This window comes from Gardnerella sp. DNF00550 (genome assembly GCF_049262685.1).
Lineage (GTDB): Bacteria > Actinomycetota > Actinomycetes > Actinomycetales > Bifidobacteriaceae > Bifidobacterium > Bifidobacterium leopoldii.
The window spans coordinates 1,086,922-1,105,397 of record NZ_CP058397.1 but is presented as its reverse complement, the minus strand read 5'-3'; the positions used below and the strand labels follow the sequence as shown (position 1 = coordinate 1,105,397).

Below are 18,476 nucleotides of genomic sequence, written 5' to 3'. Positions count from 1 at the left end.
TTGATATTTGCGCTTAGTTGTTTTTAGTTGCGATTATTTTTGCTAGCTGCGTTTAGCTTATAGCCCAAGTGCTTTTAACGCTTCTCGCACTGTACTAACTTCAATAATTTCTAATCCTGGAATACTAACGCTTTTCCGCATATGGCAAACTATTGCGCGCTTATATCCTATTCGCGCAGCCTCGCGCAATCGCGGCTCTATTCTTGGCACTGGGCGAACTTGACCGGTTAAGCTCATCTCGCCAATTGCGCAAGTTTTAGGAGTTACTGCTTTCCCGGCAGCAGCGCTAGCTAAAGCTGCTACGATTGCCAAGTCGCAAGACGGCTCTTTTGCCAACGCTCCTGCAATAGTAGATACGTACAAATCTTTTGCAAGCAAATTAACGTTTCCGTGACGATACAAAACTGCTGTAAGCATTGCAAGACGGTTAGAATCAACACCAGAAACTGCACGGCGAGGGGTGGGCAGAGCCGATTGCGTTACAAGTGCTTGTATTTCAATCGGCAGACTTCTGTGTCCTTCAAGTGTAAAAGTGACGCAAGTTCCGTCGTTTGTGCCATCTTGCGCATTTTTACTTTGATTATCGTTTTCTGTAGAAGACAAAAACAGTCCGGAAGGATCCGGCACTTCCTCAATTCCTTCACCGCTCATATCGAAGCAGCCAACTTCGTCTGTAGGCCCAAAGCGATTCTTTACAGCTCTTAGCATGCGTAGCGCTGTTTGTGTATCGCCCTCAAATTGACATACTGTGTCTACTAAATGCTCAAGCGTACGCGGCCCTGCTATTGAACCATCTTTTGTAACGTGCCCAACTAAAAGTATCGGAATATTGTTAGTTTTAGCGACGTCTATAAGTGCGCTCGCAACTTCTCTAACTTGTGTAGAACCGCCTGTAATGCCATCTACTTCTTGTGCGGAAATCGTTTGTGCAGAATCGACAATAGCAAGAGTAGGGTGATGCGTTTCAATAAGATCTAATACAGTGTCAAGATCGCCTGTTGTTGCAAGTAATAAATAATCGTTTACAGCGTTAATTCTAGACGCGCGCAATTTAACTTGTGCTGCTGATTCCTCGCCGGAAATATACAATACAGGGGGAGTGTTGCTTTCTTTTGATCGTTTAGATACGTAAGCTGCTGTTTTTAGAAGTAGTGTTGATTTTCCGATACCTGGCTCTCCTGCTATAAGAGTTACGGAGCCTGGCACAAGTCCTCCGCCTAATACGCGATCGAATTCGCTAAAACCAGTGTGAATGCGCATTGCGTCGTCTGCTTGAATTTCATTAATTGGTTGTGCGGATGTTGCTGAATCGAGAGTTGAATGTGCGATATTGCGATTAGAAGTAGTTATGCCATCCGGTGAATAGGTGCGCGATGTACGTGTTGTACGAGATAATCCGCTAACTCGCGCCTCTCTAAACTCGTTCACTGTGCCCCATTCGCCACATTCAGGGCAGCGACCGTACCATTTTGAGCCGCTCCAACCGCATTCGGAGCATAAATAGTGAAGAGTAGATTTACTAGCCATATCTCGACGCTATACGCTTTATTAGACAATCATATTTTGTATTTGTTTTTGATTGTAAAGCGCTTTTGCGTACTAAAAGCGTCATCGCGATGTGACATAATGCAAGTATGTCGAAATCGAATGCTTCAAGTATGAATGCTTCAAAGATGGGTGCGTTGAATATGAATTCCTCAAGTGTCAATAATTCATCACACAGCAAGTTATTAGTTGTGTTGACTTCAGCTGCAGTAATTGTGGTTTTGGCTCTAATTTCAGCATTTATGTGGCCAGGTTGGGCATTGAATCACGAAAATATTGCGAGCAAAAATCATATGGTAATGCCTAAAACGCCTTCTATACCATCGAAACCTTTGCCAGCATCTTCTACGGCATTGCTTAAGGCTATGCCTGATAGCGTACTTGATTTCGCTCGTGTTGACGCTATACCTAGTGCAACTTGGACTGAATCGTCGCCTTTGGAGGAATATTCTGTTAAGTACTCAACTGGTCAGCCAGATGGGGAAGTGTCTGTAACTGTTGCTCAATGGTCGAATCGCGATTCTGCGAACAAGCAGTATGAAGCGTTAGTTGATGGACTTAAGGGTTCTGATATCGCAAGTGGAAAAATTCAAGTTTCTGGCAAGACTTCCGGTAGCTATGTGTTGCGAAATGATGAAAATGATAAATCACAGGCTAGTGCATTGTGGCAGAACGATACCGCTGTTTTTGAAGTGAACGGCGCAAAGCAAGCAGTAGAGCGTTTTTATCACAGATTCCCAATGTAAATGTTGTAAAAAATGATGTTCTTTGTAATATCACTCCACAAAGTCGTTAAAACGGTGTAACATTAGGCAAGTTGCACACTTTACATAGGAATGGAGGCTTCAGATGGGTTCTGTCATCAAGAAGCGCCGCAAGCGGATGAGCAAGAAGAAGCACCGCAAACTGCTGCGTAAGACTCGTCACCAGCGCAAGTAATTTTCTTACTATGCGTTGATGCGTGTCTGAACGTTTAGGCACGTAAGACTTTTTTGAAGCGTCGGTTTTTCCGGCGCTTTTTATATACAAAAAAGTAGAGCCCGCGTTTGCGGACTCTACTTTTCGATTAGTTTCGCTACTTATTTGGGTTTGTAAGCGTGCGAGGACCGTTTGGATCGCCAACAATCACCGTGTCAACCATATTCAAGAACAAGCCGTGTTCCACAACGCCAACAGTTTCAATCAAATCTTTCGCCAACTCCTGCGGATGCTCAATGCGCTCCATATGCAAATCAACCACGAAGTTGTTCTCGTCGGTGCGCACTTCCTTGCCGTCTGCATCAAGACGCAAAACTGGCTTATATCCGCGCTTTTCGAACTTACGAATCACCTGCGCGGAGCCAAACGGAATCACCTCAACAGGAAGTGGGAACTTGCCAATCGTGTCGACTACTTTGCTTGCGTCAACAATCCACACAATGCGGTCGGAATTAATAGCCACAATCTTTTCCCAAAGAAGAGCTGCGCCGCCGCCTTTAATTCCGTTGAAATTCTTGTCAACCTCATCAGAACCATCGATTGTAACGTCAATGTGATCCACTTCGTTAATGTCGAGAATCTTAATGCCGTAGCCCTCTGCCTGCTCTTGTGTGCGACGAGAAGTGGTGACTCCTGTGAAGCTCAAGCCTTCTTCCTTAACTCTGCGGCCAAGCTCGTCAACTAAGAAACGCACTGTAGAGCCGGTGCCAAGACCAACCATCATTCCATTCTTTACAATCTTTGCGGCTTCAATGCCTGCTGCTTTTTTAAGCGCATCTTGTTGTGCTTTATCCATTATCCCTGCTTTCTTGTTTTTGTTATTCCCGAGTTCGCCGATGAACTTCCATCGCTATTTGCGGGAGAGGCTTTGTGTTTTTATGCGTGCCTCATTTTCGTACATTTCCATATTAGTCTGCGTGCAGATTTTTATGATTTATTTACTCGCCTGATTTAGGTAGAAGGCAGTTGGAGATAAATGCAAGGTGCCGTCGGGCTCTACGTAGCCGCTTACGTTGATTGTGCCGGAAATAAAACGCGCCTCGCCGTTAAAGCTTGGGCTTGTGTTTGGCGGGGGAGTAAACTGCAGCACGCCAGAAACACTTAATCCTTGAACTGGTTTAGATGTAGTTTGCGTAACATTTTGCTCTGTTTTTGGAACTTCTTGAACAATAGTTATAGCGTCTTGCTGGTGCATATCTTGTTTATTTTCTATTGATAGTGCATCTTTTTCGCTATTTTCTAACGTTTCACGCTTTGTTTCACGCATTTGTTCAGGCTTCGTTTCACATGCTGCTTCTTGCGCTTGTTTGCGTGCTGATTCATTTACAGATTCAGTTAGATCACTAGCATTTTTACTATTTTGTGCAGAAAAATCAGGATTAATATCTTCGCCAACTGTGCGTTCAAGATGATATTCTGCATTGGAAATTTTGCCATCTAAAAGCATTTTCGCATCACTTGGCACATTCGTACCTTTTGCATATTCAGAAGCAAGAAGCGACTTCCAGCCTTCTAAAGGCAAGTATCCGTCCTTCAAACCATTTCGGCAATCTTCCGCATATCCGCGCGCTAGTGTATCAACTTTTTCGTTTCCTTCGTTTCCTGCGTGACCCTTAACCCACACGAATTTTACGGCGCCTTCGCGCTTAGTAATTTCCGCGTCGATTGCTCGAATCAGCTCGGCATTTTTAACAGGTTCATTTTTAGAGTTTTTCCAACCGTTCTTTTTCCATCCGTGAATCCACGTAGTTGCGCAGTTTATAGCGTATTGTGAATCACTTTCGATTGTGAGCGGCTCACTTCCAGGATGTGCTCGTAAAGCTTCCAAAACTGCGCATAATTCGCCAATTTGATTTGTGCCATTAGTTGCGCCTCCAGCATCTGCATTGCCTGTGTGATGGTGTTCGTTAGAGCTACCAGACTCGTCAATGTGATCTGCCCACGCCCAACCCATTGAACCGTTTGGGTTTCCGAGCGCGGAACCGTCTGTTGAAACAACAATCATGACAAAACCTTTCAAAAATGCGCCGGCTGCAGATTGCAACCAGCGCAATTAGTAGATTCTTTATTTACGCAAGATTATTACGTTACGCTAAAGCCTTGTCGACTACAGCAGTAGCTTCCTCAAGCACCTTGTCAAGTGCTTCTGGAGAAACGAAGGATTCTGCGTAAACCTTGTAAATATTCTCGGTACCAGATGGGCGAGCAGCGAACCAGTTGTTCTTAGTCGTCACCTTCAAGCCGCCAATCTTTGCGCCGTTTCCAGGAGCTTCCGTAAGCTTTGCGGTAATATCTTCGCCAGCAAGCTTAGTTGCTTCAACGTCGCTGCCGCTCAAAGCTGCGAACTTCTGCTTTTGCTCAAGAGTTGTCGGCGTATCGACGCGCTTATACCAGCTTTCGCCAAAGCGAGCAACCTGATCCTGGTGAAGCTGAGCTGGGTTCTTGCCAGTCTTTGCAGTAATTTCCGCAGCGAGTAAATCAGGAATCAAACCATCCTTATCGGTGGTCCACACGCGACCATCTTTGCGCAAGAAGCTCATGCCGGAGCTTTCCTCTCCGCCGAAAGCAACTTCGCCGCTAAAGAGTGGGTCAACGAACCACTTGAATCCAACTGGAACTTCCACAAGCTTTGCGTTAATAGAAGCAGCCACGCGGTCGATCAAGGAAGAAGACACAAGCGTCTTGCCGATAGCAGTATTCTTTGGCCAATCCGGACGAGCACCGCCGAACAAATACTCCACGCATACCGCAATGTAATGGTTCGGGTTCATAACGCCCCAGTTAGGGCACACAATACCGTGGCGGTCAGCATCTGGATCGGTGCCGCCAACCAAATCGTACTTATCCCAAGCGCCAGCGTTAAGCTGATCAACTAAGCCCTTCATTGCGTAAGGGGAGCTTGGATCCATACGAATCTTGCCATCGTGGTCAATAGTCATGAATCGCCAAGTTGGATCAACTTCTGGACGCACAACGCCGATGTTCAAACCGTACTTTTCGTTCATAAGTGGCCAGTAGTTTACGCTTGCGCCGCCGAGTGGGTCAATTCCCAAACGCACGCCGCTAGAGCGAATCACATCGAAATCGATTACATTAGCCAAATCGCTAACGTAGTGTTCGCGGTAATCGAAGCCTTCAACCAAATCAGACTTGATTGCTTCCTCGAAAGGTACGCGCTTTACGGACTTGTAATTGTCGAGCAATTCGTTTGCGCGAGCTGCAATTGCGTTAGTTACTTCCGCAGGTGCAGGGCCGCCTGTTACAGGATCGTACTTAAAACCACCGTCGGTTGGTGGGTTGTGCGAAGGGGTGACGACAATGCCGTCAGCCAAGCCGTTGCCGCTAAAACGCTGAGTGCCGTCGGCTGCGCGATTATGAGTCAAAATAGCCTGAGAAACAACAGGAGTTGGCACGAAGTCGCCGCGAGAATCCACGCGAACGTGAACTCCGTTAGCAACCAAAACCTCAATAGCGGTTTTTTGAGCAGGCTCAGAAAGAGCGTGCGTATCGCGACCAATATAAAGAGGACCAGTTACGCCAGCTTTCTTGCGATATTCAGCAATAGCTTGCGTAATTGCCACAATATGAGCTTCGTTAAACGAAGTTTTCAAAGCAGAACCACGGTGACCGGACGTGCCGAAAATCACGCGCTGTTCTGGAATGTTGGAATTTGGAACTTCATCATAGTAAGCGCCAACCAAAGCGTCGACGTCGACTAGATCTTCTGGGGTGGCGGGCATTCCCGCATTTTTTGCTACCATAATTTTTTATTTTGCCACAGCGCTTGTATTTTATTTATTTTCTGGCACTCTTACGCACAATGCTTGCTTGTCAACAGTGAAGCGCAAATGTTTCGTATATCCCAAAATGTCGCCGTCTACTTGCACTGGAGCAGATTTTTCTAATTGCACTTCTGCGCTAAAACCTTGCGTTTGGTCAATTCTCGAGCCTGCAGAAAGCGAATCCTGCTGGAGTGCGCGCCCTGTTAGCGTTTGGTGTATTACTCCTCGGAACAAATTAGCCCAACCAATTAAACCGCCAGAAGTGTCAATAATCTCAAAATCAAGCACACCATCGTCGTATGCTGCTTCTGGCATAAGCGAAAACATAGGAATTTGACCGCAATTTCCAGCCATAAGTGTGCGGAAAGTCAATCCTTTTAGCACACTTTCGTCGCCATTTGAACGCTGTAAGGTAACGGTTGCGCGATATTTTGGCATAAACAAATGCTTTACACCAGAGACAAAATAAGCAAGCCAACTAATATTCTTTTTTAAGTTTGGATCAGTGTCGTCAATCATTAACGCGTCAAAACCAATGCCTGCAATAATTAAGAATGCGTGTCCATGATCTTCTTCTGGATTGTCGAGAATCGTTACGCGCCCAACGTCAACCTGCCTAGAACCGTGAGAAGTTGCAACACGCAGCGCAGCATCCACGTCGTTTACTGGAATTCCCATATTTCTAGCAAAAAGATTGCCAGTTCCAATAGGAATAATTCCCATCGCATGACCTTTACCGCTTACTGCGCTCGCAACAGTACGAACCGTGCCATCTCCGCCGACTGCTACTACTACATTAGCTCCATTTGAAAGTGCTTCTAAAGCGCATTCGCGCCCATCTTTATCTAACTGTGTATCAATAATTTCGTAGGTTAAATTGCGTTCTTTGCAATAATTTTTAATACTTTCGCGATACGATTCCGCTTGTGGTTTTGAAGGATTAAGTATGAATGCGTAATGCACTGAGTCGCCGTGTCGTTGAGCAAGTTTTTCTGCCAAATGATGACGTTTTAAAGCGCGCGAAACAATCATGATGACGAATGGTGCGAGTACAAGCGCGAATACAATCATCATAAGAGCAATAGTCGCTTGAATAGGCATAGTTGGCATACTTCCTATTCTTGCACATTATTTTTTCTACAATACTAAATTTTGCGGCATATTGCGAATATTTACGTTTTTTACACATTTGTGTAGTATTTATTGTTTTTATAAATATCGTTTATTGCTTGTATTAGATGTTTATTAGTTACTCATTAGGTGTCGGCTAGTTGCTAGTTAATTGTGCATTTTGCTGCTTTTGCTTGTTCTTTGCTCGTTTTTTAACGTGTATTATTCGCATTAATTCTGTACTAAATATTTAGCTAGTTATATAGCTAGTTATGTAACCAGTTATGCTCTCATGTTTCGCTAATACTAATTTCGTGCGTCGCTAGTGGTAAACTGTGCAAGCGTGTCTGTCGCATACAATTATTGAGCAGAGGTTTTGAATATGGCTGAATTACAGCAAAATTTTGAGGGAGATGAATCCTTCAATATTACATCTAGTAATATGCCTGATGATGCTAGTGACGATACTGTTGCTTTTATGCAGGTTCCTCAAAGTCATGTAGAAGATCAAATGGCTGATAATTCTGTTAATTATGAGGGAACTCTTGCTGATAATTTAGGCGAAGTCGCCGATGAAGAAGATACTTCTGGAGACATTGTTGACGATATCGTTGAAGATATTGCCGGTAATAAGAAGAATGTGTTTGGCAATAATGCTACATCTTATGGCATGTATGCAAATGCAACTCCTGCCGATTCAACTGCAACCGATTCATTTAGAGTAGTAGAGCCGAAAGCAAAGAAACATCGTGCGAACCGTTCCGCATTGGCGTTGATGTATTCGCTTCTTATTTTTGTTATTTTGTTAGCTGCAGCATTTTTTGCACTTCATTTGTATTTCAACAATCGAGTTGCTCCAGGTGTTGATTTTGGTGATGCTTCTATTACGCGCAATCTCACTGGCTATCAGGAAGATTCTGTAAGCAAGACTGTTCAGAATGCTGTGGATCATAGCGAATTAGTAATTAGTGACGATCAAGGCAATAGTGTTGATGCAGATTTGAGTCAACTTGGTGTCAAGATTGATAAGAACGCAACTGTAAAAGCTATTATGAATGCTAAGCGAGATAATTTATTTACTCGTATTATGCCTTGGGTTCATCAAACCGTGAGCTTGAAAGCTGTACGTGATGATTCTGCTTTGGATTCGTACTTATTGCATAAGTTTATTCGTGAGAAGGATCGCGCTGTACCTTATAGTGCAGTTTTCGACAAGGATTCTGAATCTTACAAGGTAGAGGATGGTATACCTGGTCGCACTATAGAAACTATGTCTGTTCGTGAAGCAGTAAAAAAGTTAATTGCTCACCCTGGTAAAACAGTAAAAGTTTCTGTTACATCTCGACGCACTGACGCTCCTATTAAGCTTGATGCAGCGCAGAAACTTGTAGATGATTTAAATAAACTTCTTGAGAAAAAAATCACGTTTAATAACGGTGACGGTAAAGATTTTACGGTTCCAAAAGAAGCGATTGCGTCTTGGATCAGTATAAAAGCAGATACGACTCGCCGTAAGCTTTCTTACACAATTGATGCAGATAAAGCAGATTATTATTTGTCTCAAGTTCTTCCAAAAGAGCTTAATCAGCAAAAGATTAATCAGGAAGATGCAGTCAATAAAGAAGGCAAGTTTATTTTCACAACACTTAAAGGTTCTAATGGTGTTGAAATTAGCTATTCCGATAGTATTGCGAAAAAGGCTGTAGAATCTTTGCGCAATGGCAATGATTTCAAGATGTCTGTTCCTTCAAAAATCACTAAGTTTACCGTTGAAAAGAAGCTTGTTGAAATGCGCATTGTTGTTGACAAAACAACCCAAACGGCTTCTGTTTATAGGAATGATGAACTTGTAAAAACATTCCCTGTTTGCACAGGTAAGCGCGGTGCCGATGATTCAGCTTCTGGTACATTCTTTATTTACTTGCGTTATGCTTCACAAGATATGCGCGGTAGGAATGGCGATGGCTCTCCTTACTTCTCTCCTGGAGTGCGTTGGGTTAGCTATTACCATGGTGGAGAAGGTTTCCACACTGCTTCTTGGAATTATAAGGGTATTGCAACTGGCGATGCTGCAAATCACGGCTCTCATGGTTGCATAAACATGTATGAGCAGGATGCTCGCTGGATTTTTGAAAATTGCCCACGTGGCACTATTGTGCAAATTGTTGGCACGACTCCGGATGGTCCGGTACGCGAATGAGCGAATCTGTGGGTAACTCACTTAACAAAGATGAACGCGCCGAAGGACTTTCGCTTTCTGCGCGTTCTAATCTTGAGTATGTGCAAAGCCCACAATCTACTCCGCAATTAGTGGCGTCTAGACGGATTAGCAGTGCGCCAATTCCTGTGCATGTTACGGCAACATTGTTTGACGCTCCTTCTAAAGCTGAGCGTATTGACAATAAGCCATTGCTTGTGCGTTTTGGTCGCAGGCTCGTTACGTCTATTGTCGGCATGTGGATGCGTCTTGCTGGTCGTGTTGCTCGTCGTTTTGGCTGGTTTCCAAGTGTTGAGCCATATATTGGGTATGGAACGCATAGATATGCTCGCTTGATTTGCAGAACTGTGTATGCTCCAAAGCTTGGTCATCATTCTGCTCTAAAACGCGGAATTTATGCGATGCTTGTTGTTCCTGCTGTGCGTGTGCGCGTGGCTTTGTCTATTGACGGTATTCCTGTAGAAACAGCTCAAATTGGCGATTCTGAAATATACGATAAGCCTGAAGGTTCACGCGATGGTAGTGCAGAGTACTGTATTTCTGACCGTGCAGGGTATTTAGATTTAATTACCGAACGCGCTTTAGAGCCTGGTCGTCACGTTGTTTCGTATTCTGTTAGTGACCGTGAGCCTGTAAAAGCGAGTTTATTTGCTATTGATGCAAATGTTCCTGTTGGTGTTATTTCGGACGTTGACGACACTATTATGGTTACTCAAGCGCCTTCGCCAATTCGCGCTGCTTATAATTTGCTTATTATGAATCCTGCTCATCGTTCGCCAGTTGCTGGAATGTCTGAGTTTTTCCAGTCTTTAGAGCGTTTGCGTGACGATATTCCATTTTTCTATCTTTCTACTTCTCCGTGGAATGTTGAGGCTTCAATTCGTCACTTTATTGATCGCGAAAAGTTTCCTGAGGGTCCTCTTCTTCTTCGTGATTTGGATCCGCGTCCTAAAACTTTTATTCCAAACGGACCGCAGCATAAATTAGAATTTGCAACTCAACTTATGGATGATTTTCCTGGCATGCGTTTTGTGCTTATTGGCGATGATGGTCAAAAGGATCCTTTAACGTATGCGAATATTATTCGTAAGCATCCAGGTCGTGTGCTTGCAGTAGGTATTAGGCAATTGCGTAAGCGTGCTACTGTTGAGGATTTTCGTCGTAAATTATCTCGTGATTTTGCTGTTGCTTTAAGTGCATCTAAACGTGCGTATGTTTTTTCGGATGCTCTTGATACTACGTGTGAAGATGCGCAAGAAATTCCTACTATGGCGATCGAAAAATTAAATAATGCTAACGAGTTTTCTGGTGATATTGATGATTTTGATGATGCTCAAATGCGCATAATTGAAGCAGAAGGTGCTGCTGGTACTTTGCAAGGCGTGCCATTTTTTGCAGCTCCTCAAGGCAAAGATTTAGCTAAAGTAATGCTTCCGTTTATAGAGGAAGCGATTGCGAAATAGTATAAAATAATTGCAAAATAATTTTGTAATATTAAAGAATTGCAGAAAATATTTCGTTACTAATATATAAGAGCTGAAGAAAATACTTAATGAAAATTAAAAGAGGTGTAGCTATGAATAATCAAGATTTTGCAAAGCCAAAAGCGGCAGAACGCATACCGTCGGCACGTGAATTCCATGGCGACACTTATATAGACGAATATGCTTGGATGAAAGATCGCAATAATCCTAAGCTTATGGAATACGTCAATAGTCAAAATGCTTATACTGAACAGCGTGTAAAGCACTTAGAAAACTTGCGTTCTACATTATTTGACGAGTTGCGCTCAAGAGTGCAAGAAACAGACATGTCTGTTCCTGTGCGCATGAATAATTACTGGTATTACGTGCGCACTGAAAAAGGCAAACAATACGCTGTGCAATGCCGTATGAAAGTCGAAAATAGTGACGATTGGAATCCGCCAACTATCGACAATTCTGCAAAACCTGGCACAACTGATGGTGAAGAGATTTTATTTGATGCAAACTTTGAATCTGAGCACTCTGGTGGCAAGTTCTTTAGAGTCGGTGGAATGGATTTGAGCACCGACGGTTTGCGAATGCTGTACGGTGTCGACACTCAAGGTGATGAACGCTTTAACTATTTTATTCGTGACTTTTCTACAAAAACATGTTCTTGGTCGCAGTTAGAAGAATCGTGGGAAAATCTTGCTTCTGCTTCACTTTCTCCAGATGGAAAATGGGTGTTTTATGTAAAGCTTGATGATGCTTGGCGTCCTTATCAGGTTTGGAGGCATAAGGTTGGCACTAACGTTTCTAATGATGTAAAAGTTTTTGAAGAAACTGACGAGCGATTTTTTGTTGACGTGTATGAAAGTTTTGACGAACGATACATGATGATCAGTAGTAGTTCAAAGACTACATCGCGCGTGCTTATGCTTCCTTTGAGCAATCCTGAAGGCGAATTCAGCATGGTTATTGAGCCGGTTGAGGGAGTGGAATACGATATTTCCTTCGCTTGCTTTGAGAATGCTGGCGAAAATGGTGAAGATATTCCAATTGCGATTGTGTGCCATAACGCTAAAAATCCTAATTTTGAAATTGACATTATTGATATGAGAGGAAATTCCGGCAAGTTTGATGAGCATGTAACGTATAAGCTTTCGGATGGAGTATGTGTTGCTTCGGGTTCTCCTTATGGTTGCGAGCAAGGAGATGCTTGGCAAAAAGGTGCCGGAAGTGAGCCTATTACAAAGCCTTATAATTCGCCTCAAAATCCTGAAATATTGCAAAATGCAGTTGGATTGAGCATAAGCGGATTGTCAATGTACAAAAATTATGTGGCACTAGCTTACCGTTCTCAAGGTTTGCCGCATTTGGCTGTAATGAGCAAGAAGCGCGCTGTTGAAGATTTTTTGCAAGCAAAACCGTGGCGTTTTTGCGAAGTGCGACCGCTTTCTTCCCAGCTTACGAATCAATTTACGGATCAACTTACGGATCAATTTTCTTCTCAACTTACGGATCAACTTGCGGATCAAGCGCAAGCCGAATCACGTGCTGCGCTCGCAAATATTTCACAAGAAGAAATCAACAATAATCGCCTATTTAGTATTTCTATGACTGGAAATCCTTCGTACGAAGCTCCGCATATGCGTTACGCTTTTGGTAGTTATGCGACTTTAGGTCAACTTCGCGAGTTGGATCCTTTAACAGGCGAAGATGTGCTGCTCAAGCAAGGTAAAATTTTAGGCGAATTTAATGAGCACAATTATGCTGAAAAGCGAGTTTGGATTACTGCTCGAGATGGTGAGCGTGTGCCAGTATCGCTTGTGTGGCGTCCGGATAAAATTTCTCAAACTGACTCAATGTTTATTACTGGTTATGGAGCGTATGAAGTTAGTTCAGACCCTACTTTTTCTGTCGGTCGCTTGAGTTTGCTGGATCGCGGCGTGTTATATGCGCAAGTGCATGTGCGAGGCGGTGGCGAAATGGGTCGCGCGTGGTATGAGCAGGGTAGGCGCGTTAATAAAAAGCATACTTTTGAAGATTTTGTTGATGCCACGCGTGCTTTGCAAAATGCTGGTTTTGCTTCCGCTTGCCATACTGTTGCAAACGGTGGTTCAGCAGGAGGCTTGCTTATGGGTGCTATAGCAAATATGGCTCCGGAATGTTATGCAGGGATTGAAGCAGACGTGCCTTTTGTAGATGCTCTTACGTCTATGCTCGACTCTTCTTTGCCGCTTACTGTAACAGAGTGGGATGAGTGGGGCAATCCGCTCGATGATTCTGAAGCTTATGCTTATATGAAATCGTATACTCCTTACGAAAATGTGCCTTGCGCAAAAACGGAAGATGGTCGCAAAAAGTTAGCTGATTTTCCGAAAATCTTAATCACATCGTCTATTCACGACACGCGCGTACTTGTTACAGAACCTTTGAAATGGCTCGCTAAATTGCAAGCTTCTGGGGTTGATGCAATTGCTCGTATTGAAACTGACGGTGGTCACGGTGGCACTTCTGGCAGGTACAGGCAATGGCAGGAGTTAGCTTATGAAAACGCATGGTGCTTGCATGTTATGGGCGTAAACAGTTAGTCGGAAGCGGCAGAAACTTTACTGCGTTGTAAAGTAAATGTCGTTTGTGTGCTAAAAGGCGGCAGAAACTTTACAGCGGCGTAAAGTAAATGTCGTTTCCTCGTCTTTCGTGATATCATAGGTCAGGTGATGTGCGTTTTTCGCTTACGCTTTTCGTTTGCGTTTGCGCTCATCCGCATACAGGTAGTTCAATGGAGATATCTACTTATTGCTTAATGAAGGGGTAGAGCAGCAATGGCAACACTCAGCGTTGACAGTGATGAATTTTCACTGCAACATACCGCATTGTTTAAGCAAGTTCCAGCTGATCAAGTAAAAGAATTGATGCAGTATTTGCAAGAATCGACATTTAAAAAAGGTTCGGCAATTTTTAATGAAGGCGATACTGACCATCGAATGTACTTGCTTGAGCGTGGAAGAGTAAAATTAGTTCGTCATTCAAACGACAATCGTGTGCAATTGTTAAGTATTCACACTCCTGGCGAAATTCTAGGCGAAATTCCCGTTTTTGATCCTAGCGGCGGTCCTCGTACAGCTTCAGCAATATCTATTACAAACAATACTAGAGTTTTATGGCTAGAAAATGACGTGTTATTCCATTGGCTAAACAATCACCCTAGCGTTGCAGTAGATATGCTTCAAGTGCTTGCAGCGCGCATGAGAGCAAATAATGAGCGAATTTCCGACTTAGTTTTTATGGATGTTCCTGCTCGTTTAGCGAAGACTTTGCTGAATTTAGCTTCAAGATTTGGCGAGCCTATGAGCGATGGCTTGCTTGTGCCGCATGATTTAACGCAAGAAGAGCTTGCGCAACTTGTTGGCTCTTCACGCGAAACAGTTAACAAAGCACTTATGGATTTTGCAAACAGAGGCTGGATTATGCGCCAAGGCAGGTCAATTATTATTTATAAGCCTGGCATGCTTATTCGTCGAGCTGAGCGTTAAAGTGCGAATGTTTATGATGCCAGTTTTCAAGTAGAGGCAAACCTTTAGAATAGTACGCATGCCGAAAAAGAATTCACTGACTGTTCGCCGTGTGCTAGCACTGTTCCTTACCTACATCACTTTGTGTGTTGCAGGAGGTGTTGCAGCAAGTATTATGTTTGTTCCTGGCGTAATGAGCGTGAATAGCATAGTGAAAACAGTAGTACCTTCACTTCGCGTTGACGGCATCGATTTTGATGTAACTGCTTTGCCGCAAAAATCGCGACTTTACGCTTCTGATGGCAAAACTATTATTGCAACTTTTTATGCTCAAAACCGCACTGTAGTGCCGCTTCGACGCATATCGCAATATATGCAGCGAGCAATGGTTGCTCGTGAAGACCGTCGATTCTTTGAGCATTCCGGCGTAGATATGCAAGGTGTTATTCGCGCATTCGTGCAAACATTCGTTAAAAAGGGAGATATGCAAGGTGGCTCTTCCTTAACTCAGCAATATGTAAAAAATGTGCTTATGATTAAAGCTCGCGAAAATAACGATCCTTTAGCTGAGTATCACGCTTCTGAAGGCACTATTGCTCGTAAATTGCGCGAAATGCTTATTGCAATTCAAATGGAGAAAAAATACTCCAAACTTGAGATTTTGCAGGGATATTTAAATATTGCGCAGTTTGGTAGCAATAATATTTACGGCGTAGAAACTGCAGCTCATCGATACTTCAATACGAGTGCTGCAAAGCTTAATCTTGTGCAATCGGCAACTATTGCTGCAATTACAAAGAATCCTTCGCGTTACGATCCTTCTATTGAAGCAAATCAACCTGAAGCGCAAAAGCAGCGCAATATTGTACTTGATTTAATGCTTCGTCAAGGTTTTATTACTAAGAGCGAGCATGATTCCGCTGTTGCTATTCCTCTTAAAAGCACTCTTAACATACAGAGGGAAGTTTCTAAGATTGGATGCCAAGCTGCAGGTGATGCAGCATTCTTCTGCGATTATGTAACGAAGAAAATTTTGCATTCTCGCGAGTTTGGTAAAACTGCTGCCATGCGCGAAAAGTTGCTTACTGAGGGTGGTCTTGATATCTACACAACTATGGATTTGCGTGCTAGTAAGGCTGCTATGAAAGCTGCTAGAGATACGATTCCTGTAAACGATAAGAGCGGTTTTGAGGTTTCAATTGCAGCAATTAAGCCTGGAACTGGTGAAGTTTTGGCATTTGGCAGCAATCGTATTTATGATGCTACGGATGCTGCAAAATCAGATCCTACGCATACTGCTTTGAACTATGCTGTAGATGAGCGAGATGGTGGCGGTCTTGGTTGGCAGATTGGTTCTACGTGGAAGCCAATTAATATGGTTGCATGGATGCTTGCTGGAAAGTCAATTAATCAGCCTCTTCGCACTTCTATGCTTTACAACAATGCTGATTTTAATTGCAGCAAATTCCGCGGAGTTGGTAGTTGGTCAGTTCAAAACTCTGGTGGTGGCACAACTAATCCGGAAACTCCTTTGCAAGGTCTTGTGCGCTCGCATAACACCACTCAGGCTTCTATGGCTCAGCAAATTAAGCTGTGCTCAATCGCGGATGCTGCTCGCATACTTGGTTACCATAATTCGCCTCTTGGTCAGGAAAGTGTGTATTCTTCTAACTCGCTTAATCCGCCTATGACGATTGGTTCTGTGCAAGCTTCGCCTTTAACTGTGGCGAATGTGTATGCAACTATTGGTGCTGATGGCGTGGCATGCGATCCTATTGCTATTAAGCGAGTTGTTGACAAAAATGGTAAGCGTTTGAAAGTTCCTAGTGCGCATTGCCATCAAGCAATTCCAAAGGGAATTGCTCAAACTGCTGCTTATGCGCTGAATCAGGGTGTTGTGCAACCTGGCGGCGAGGCTTCAACTACCCAACTTGATGGTGGTCGCAAGACTTTCGCAAAAACTGGTACTAACGAACAGTACTACATGACTACAGCTGGTTTTGTGCCGTATCAAGTTGCTTCGTTTGTGGCAGTTGGTAACGCCGAATCACAAAAAAGCTTTAATGGCATGACTATTAACGGTCGTACAATGGCAGCTTGGTACGGTATGTATATTGCAACGCCAGCGTGGAAACAGTTTATGAATGACTATTTGAAAGCTGCTAACATTCCTGTTGACAACGATTATGGCAAGCCTGATCCAAAGTACACTGCCGGTGGAACTCTGCCTGGCATGCCTAAAAATACTGTTAAAACTGATCAGCAGAAGCGAGATGAAGACGCTAGAAAGCAGGCAGCACAAGAACAGCAGGAAGAAGCTAAGAAACAAAAGAACACGCAAGATCAGTACGGCACTGCTCGTCGCGACGACTATAGTAATTCAGAAACTGATAATTACTAAATGGTATTTGTTAACTCGTAATTGCTAGTTAACTTACTAAATACTAAGTTGTTTTGTGCTGTTCCTTACAAATAGACCCTTACTTATGCTACTTGATTGTGAGCAAAGTAAGGGTCATTTTTAGCGCAAATACGCACTGTACTAGTTCAAATCCGCACCAACTGCGTCTGTAACATGCTCAAAGCCGTCGCGTTTCAAAAGATCCGCAAGTCCGCGTTTCAGCGTTGTGATTTGCTGCGGTCCTCTGTACATAAGTGACGTAATAAACATAACCAAATCAGCGCCTGAGCGAATCTTCTCATATGCTTGCTTTGGCGTAAATACTCCGCCAATGCCTGCAATAGCAAAACGTTTACCAAAAGCTTTGCGCGTGCGTCGAATAAGCTCGTTGCTTGCGCTGTAGGTAGGACCTCCAGAAAGTGCTCCTTGCCAATCTTCCGGAACATCAAGTCCTGCGCGATTCTTTTGCAAGTTCGCAATACTTACTCCGTCAACTTTATGTTCGGCAAGTACGTCAAGCAAAGATTTGAACTGTTCCCAACCACCGTGCAAATTAAGCGGCATCTTAACTAACGTTGGCTGAGGTCGCTTAATAGTGTCAAGATCGGTGAATAATTTGTCAAGTGCTTCCGGCTGACTAAATGGTTCACCCACACGCGTGTTCGGGCATGAAATATTTACTTCAATTATTGAGCTTTTTCCGGCTGCACGTTCCATAGAAATATGGTAGTCTTCAATTCCTTCTTCCAAGTCGCCAACTAAGTCGTCGTTTGTGCGCGCAATAGAAATAGACATATTCATAGACTTTGCATGCGTCCAGGCTTTCTCGGCTCGTGCAACAACGGCTTCGCTGCCATCGTTTGCTAGTCCTGCGTGTACAAGAATAGAGTCATATTCTGGAAGGCGATGATACCAAGGTTTTTGATTTCCTTCGCATGGTCGGCTTGTGGTAGAGCCAACTGTTTCAAAACCAAAGCCGGCGTTGTCTAGTACGGTCGCCATTTGGCAGTTTTTATCCAGTCCTGCACTTAAGCCAAACGGATTTGCAAAATCCACACCCATAACGTTAGTTTCTAGCACTGGGTCTGTGTAGTTAAGCATTTCGCGAAGAAGCCACATTAATCCAGGAGTGCGTTCGCTAAATTTGCAAAAATTAATCATGCGATCATGCGCTTCGTCTGGAGGAATGTTAAAAACAAAATGCGGTTTAATAATGTGTTTGTATGAGAATGTAAAAAGGTCGGTCGTTGCTTTATTGACGACATTGTGCAATGAGTGTTCAGAAACGTAATACATATTTATATAGTAGGGCATTATTGTTATATGCGCTATTACTTAGTGTATTTTGTGCGTTTTTTCTTGCCGTAGTTTGTGCGTTTTCTTCCTTAGTACGCGTTCGTTTTTGTGCGATTTTTCATAAAACTTGCTTTGCTTGACAACAAAATGTGCGTTCTTTTCGTT

Annotated in this window: 13 protein-coding genes; 7 read left to right on the top strand and 6 right to left on the bottom strand. The window is 43.4% G+C overall.

The features are described from left to right. Positions 1 to 57 precede the first annotated feature (57 nt). Positions 58 to 1,527, bottom strand: coding sequence for a DNA repair protein RadA (gene radA / locus HXT29_RS04300; protein ID WP_422118308.1), 1,470 nt, complete (start codon positions 1,525 to 1,527; stop codon positions 58 to 60). Between the two features lie 107 nt (positions 1,528 to 1,634). Between radA and HXT29_RS04295 the strand changes: the two genes are divergently transcribed. Together HXT29_RS04295 and HXT29_RS04290 are read left to right on the top strand one after the other, a co-directional pair. Then, positions 1,635 to 2,291, top strand: a complete 657-nt coding sequence (locus tag HXT29_RS04295) for a hypothetical protein (protein WP_422118307.1) — start codon at positions 1,635 to 1,637, stop codon at positions 2,289 to 2,291. A 103-nt stretch (positions 2,292 to 2,394) separates the two neighbouring features. Next, a complete protein-coding gene (locus tag HXT29_RS04290; RefSeq protein ID WP_004268639.1) occupies positions 2,395 to 2,484 on the top strand; it encodes a 30S ribosomal protein bS22 in 90 nt (29 codons plus the stop codon). Between the two features lie 136 nt (positions 2,485 to 2,620). Here HXT29_RS04290 and rpiA read toward each other — a convergent pair whose 3' ends face one another. The 4 genes from rpiA to HXT29_RS04270 all read right to left on the bottom strand — a co-directional run bounded on the left by rpiA (position 2,621) and on the right by HXT29_RS04270 (position 7,415). Further along, complete coding sequence (gene rpiA, locus HXT29_RS04285) at positions 2,621 to 3,319, bottom strand: ribose-5-phosphate isomerase RpiA (protein WP_004105437.1); 699 nt, start codon at positions 3,317 to 3,319, stop codon at positions 2,621 to 2,623. 138 nt (positions 3,320 to 3,457) lie between these two features. Beyond that, positions 3,458 to 4,576 (bottom strand): ribonuclease H family protein, encoded by a 1,119-nt coding sequence (locus HXT29_RS04280; RefSeq protein ID WP_422118306.1) that lies wholly within the window; start codon positions 4,574 to 4,576, stop codon positions 3,458 to 3,460. A 34-nt stretch (positions 4,577 to 4,610) separates the two neighbouring features. Then, entirely contained in the window at positions 4,611 to 6,284 is a 1,674-nt protein-coding gene (gene pgm / locus HXT29_RS04275; RefSeq protein ID WP_174191492.1) for a phosphoglucomutase (alpha-D-glucose-1,6-bisphosphate-dependent), read from the bottom strand. A gap of 30 nt (positions 6,285 to 6,314) precedes the next feature. Beyond that, on the bottom strand, positions 6,315 to 7,415 hold the full coding sequence (locus HXT29_RS04270; RefSeq protein ID WP_004105433.1) for a diacylglycerol/lipid kinase family protein: 1,101 nt from the start codon (positions 7,413 to 7,415) through the stop codon (positions 6,315 to 6,317). A gap of 382 nt (positions 7,416 to 7,797) precedes the next feature. On the opposite strand from HXT29_RS04270, the gene HXT29_RS04265 reads away from it, so the two are divergent. The 5 genes from HXT29_RS04265 (at position 7,798) to HXT29_RS04245 (ending at position 17,015) form a co-directional block, all read left to right on the top strand. Beyond that, positions 7,798 to 9,615 (top strand): L,D-transpeptidase, encoded by a 1,818-nt coding sequence (locus tag HXT29_RS04265; protein ID WP_112928497.1) that lies wholly within the window; start codon positions 7,798 to 7,800, stop codon positions 9,613 to 9,615. Continuing rightward, positions 9,612 to 11,096: an App1 family protein gene (locus HXT29_RS04260; protein WP_004105429.1), complete on the top strand. Its 1,485-nt coding sequence runs from the start codon at positions 9,612 to 9,614 to the stop codon at positions 11,094 to 11,096. The genes HXT29_RS04265 and HXT29_RS04260 overlap by 4 nt, the downstream gene beginning before the upstream one ends. An 89-nt stretch (positions 11,097 to 11,185) precedes the next feature. Further along, positions 11,186 to 13,690: a S9 family peptidase gene (locus tag HXT29_RS04255; RefSeq protein WP_422118305.1), complete on the top strand. Its 2,505-nt coding sequence runs from the start codon at positions 11,186 to 11,188 to the stop codon at positions 13,688 to 13,690. Between the two features lie 234 nt (positions 13,691 to 13,924). After that, positions 13,925 to 14,635 (top strand): Crp/Fnr family transcriptional regulator, encoded by a 711-nt coding sequence (locus HXT29_RS04250; RefSeq protein ID WP_004105425.1) that lies wholly within the window; start codon positions 13,925 to 13,927, stop codon positions 14,633 to 14,635. A gap of 58 nt (positions 14,636 to 14,693) precedes the next feature. After that, the gene (locus HXT29_RS04245; protein WP_004574072.1) at positions 14,694 to 17,015 is read left to right on the top strand and encodes a transglycosylase domain-containing protein; all 2,322 of its coding nucleotides are present in this window, start codon (positions 14,694 to 14,696) and stop codon (positions 17,013 to 17,015) included. Positions 17,016 to 17,156: 141 nt separating this feature from the next. Here the strand turns inward: HXT29_RS04245 and HXT29_RS04240 are convergent, their stop codons facing one another. Beyond that, the gene (locus tag HXT29_RS04240) at positions 17,157 to 18,311 is read right to left on the bottom strand and encodes a quinone-dependent dihydroorotate dehydrogenase (protein ID WP_004105417.1); all 1,155 of its coding nucleotides are present in this window, start codon (positions 18,309 to 18,311) and stop codon (positions 17,157 to 17,159) included. Positions 18,312 to 18,476 lie beyond the last annotated feature (165 nt).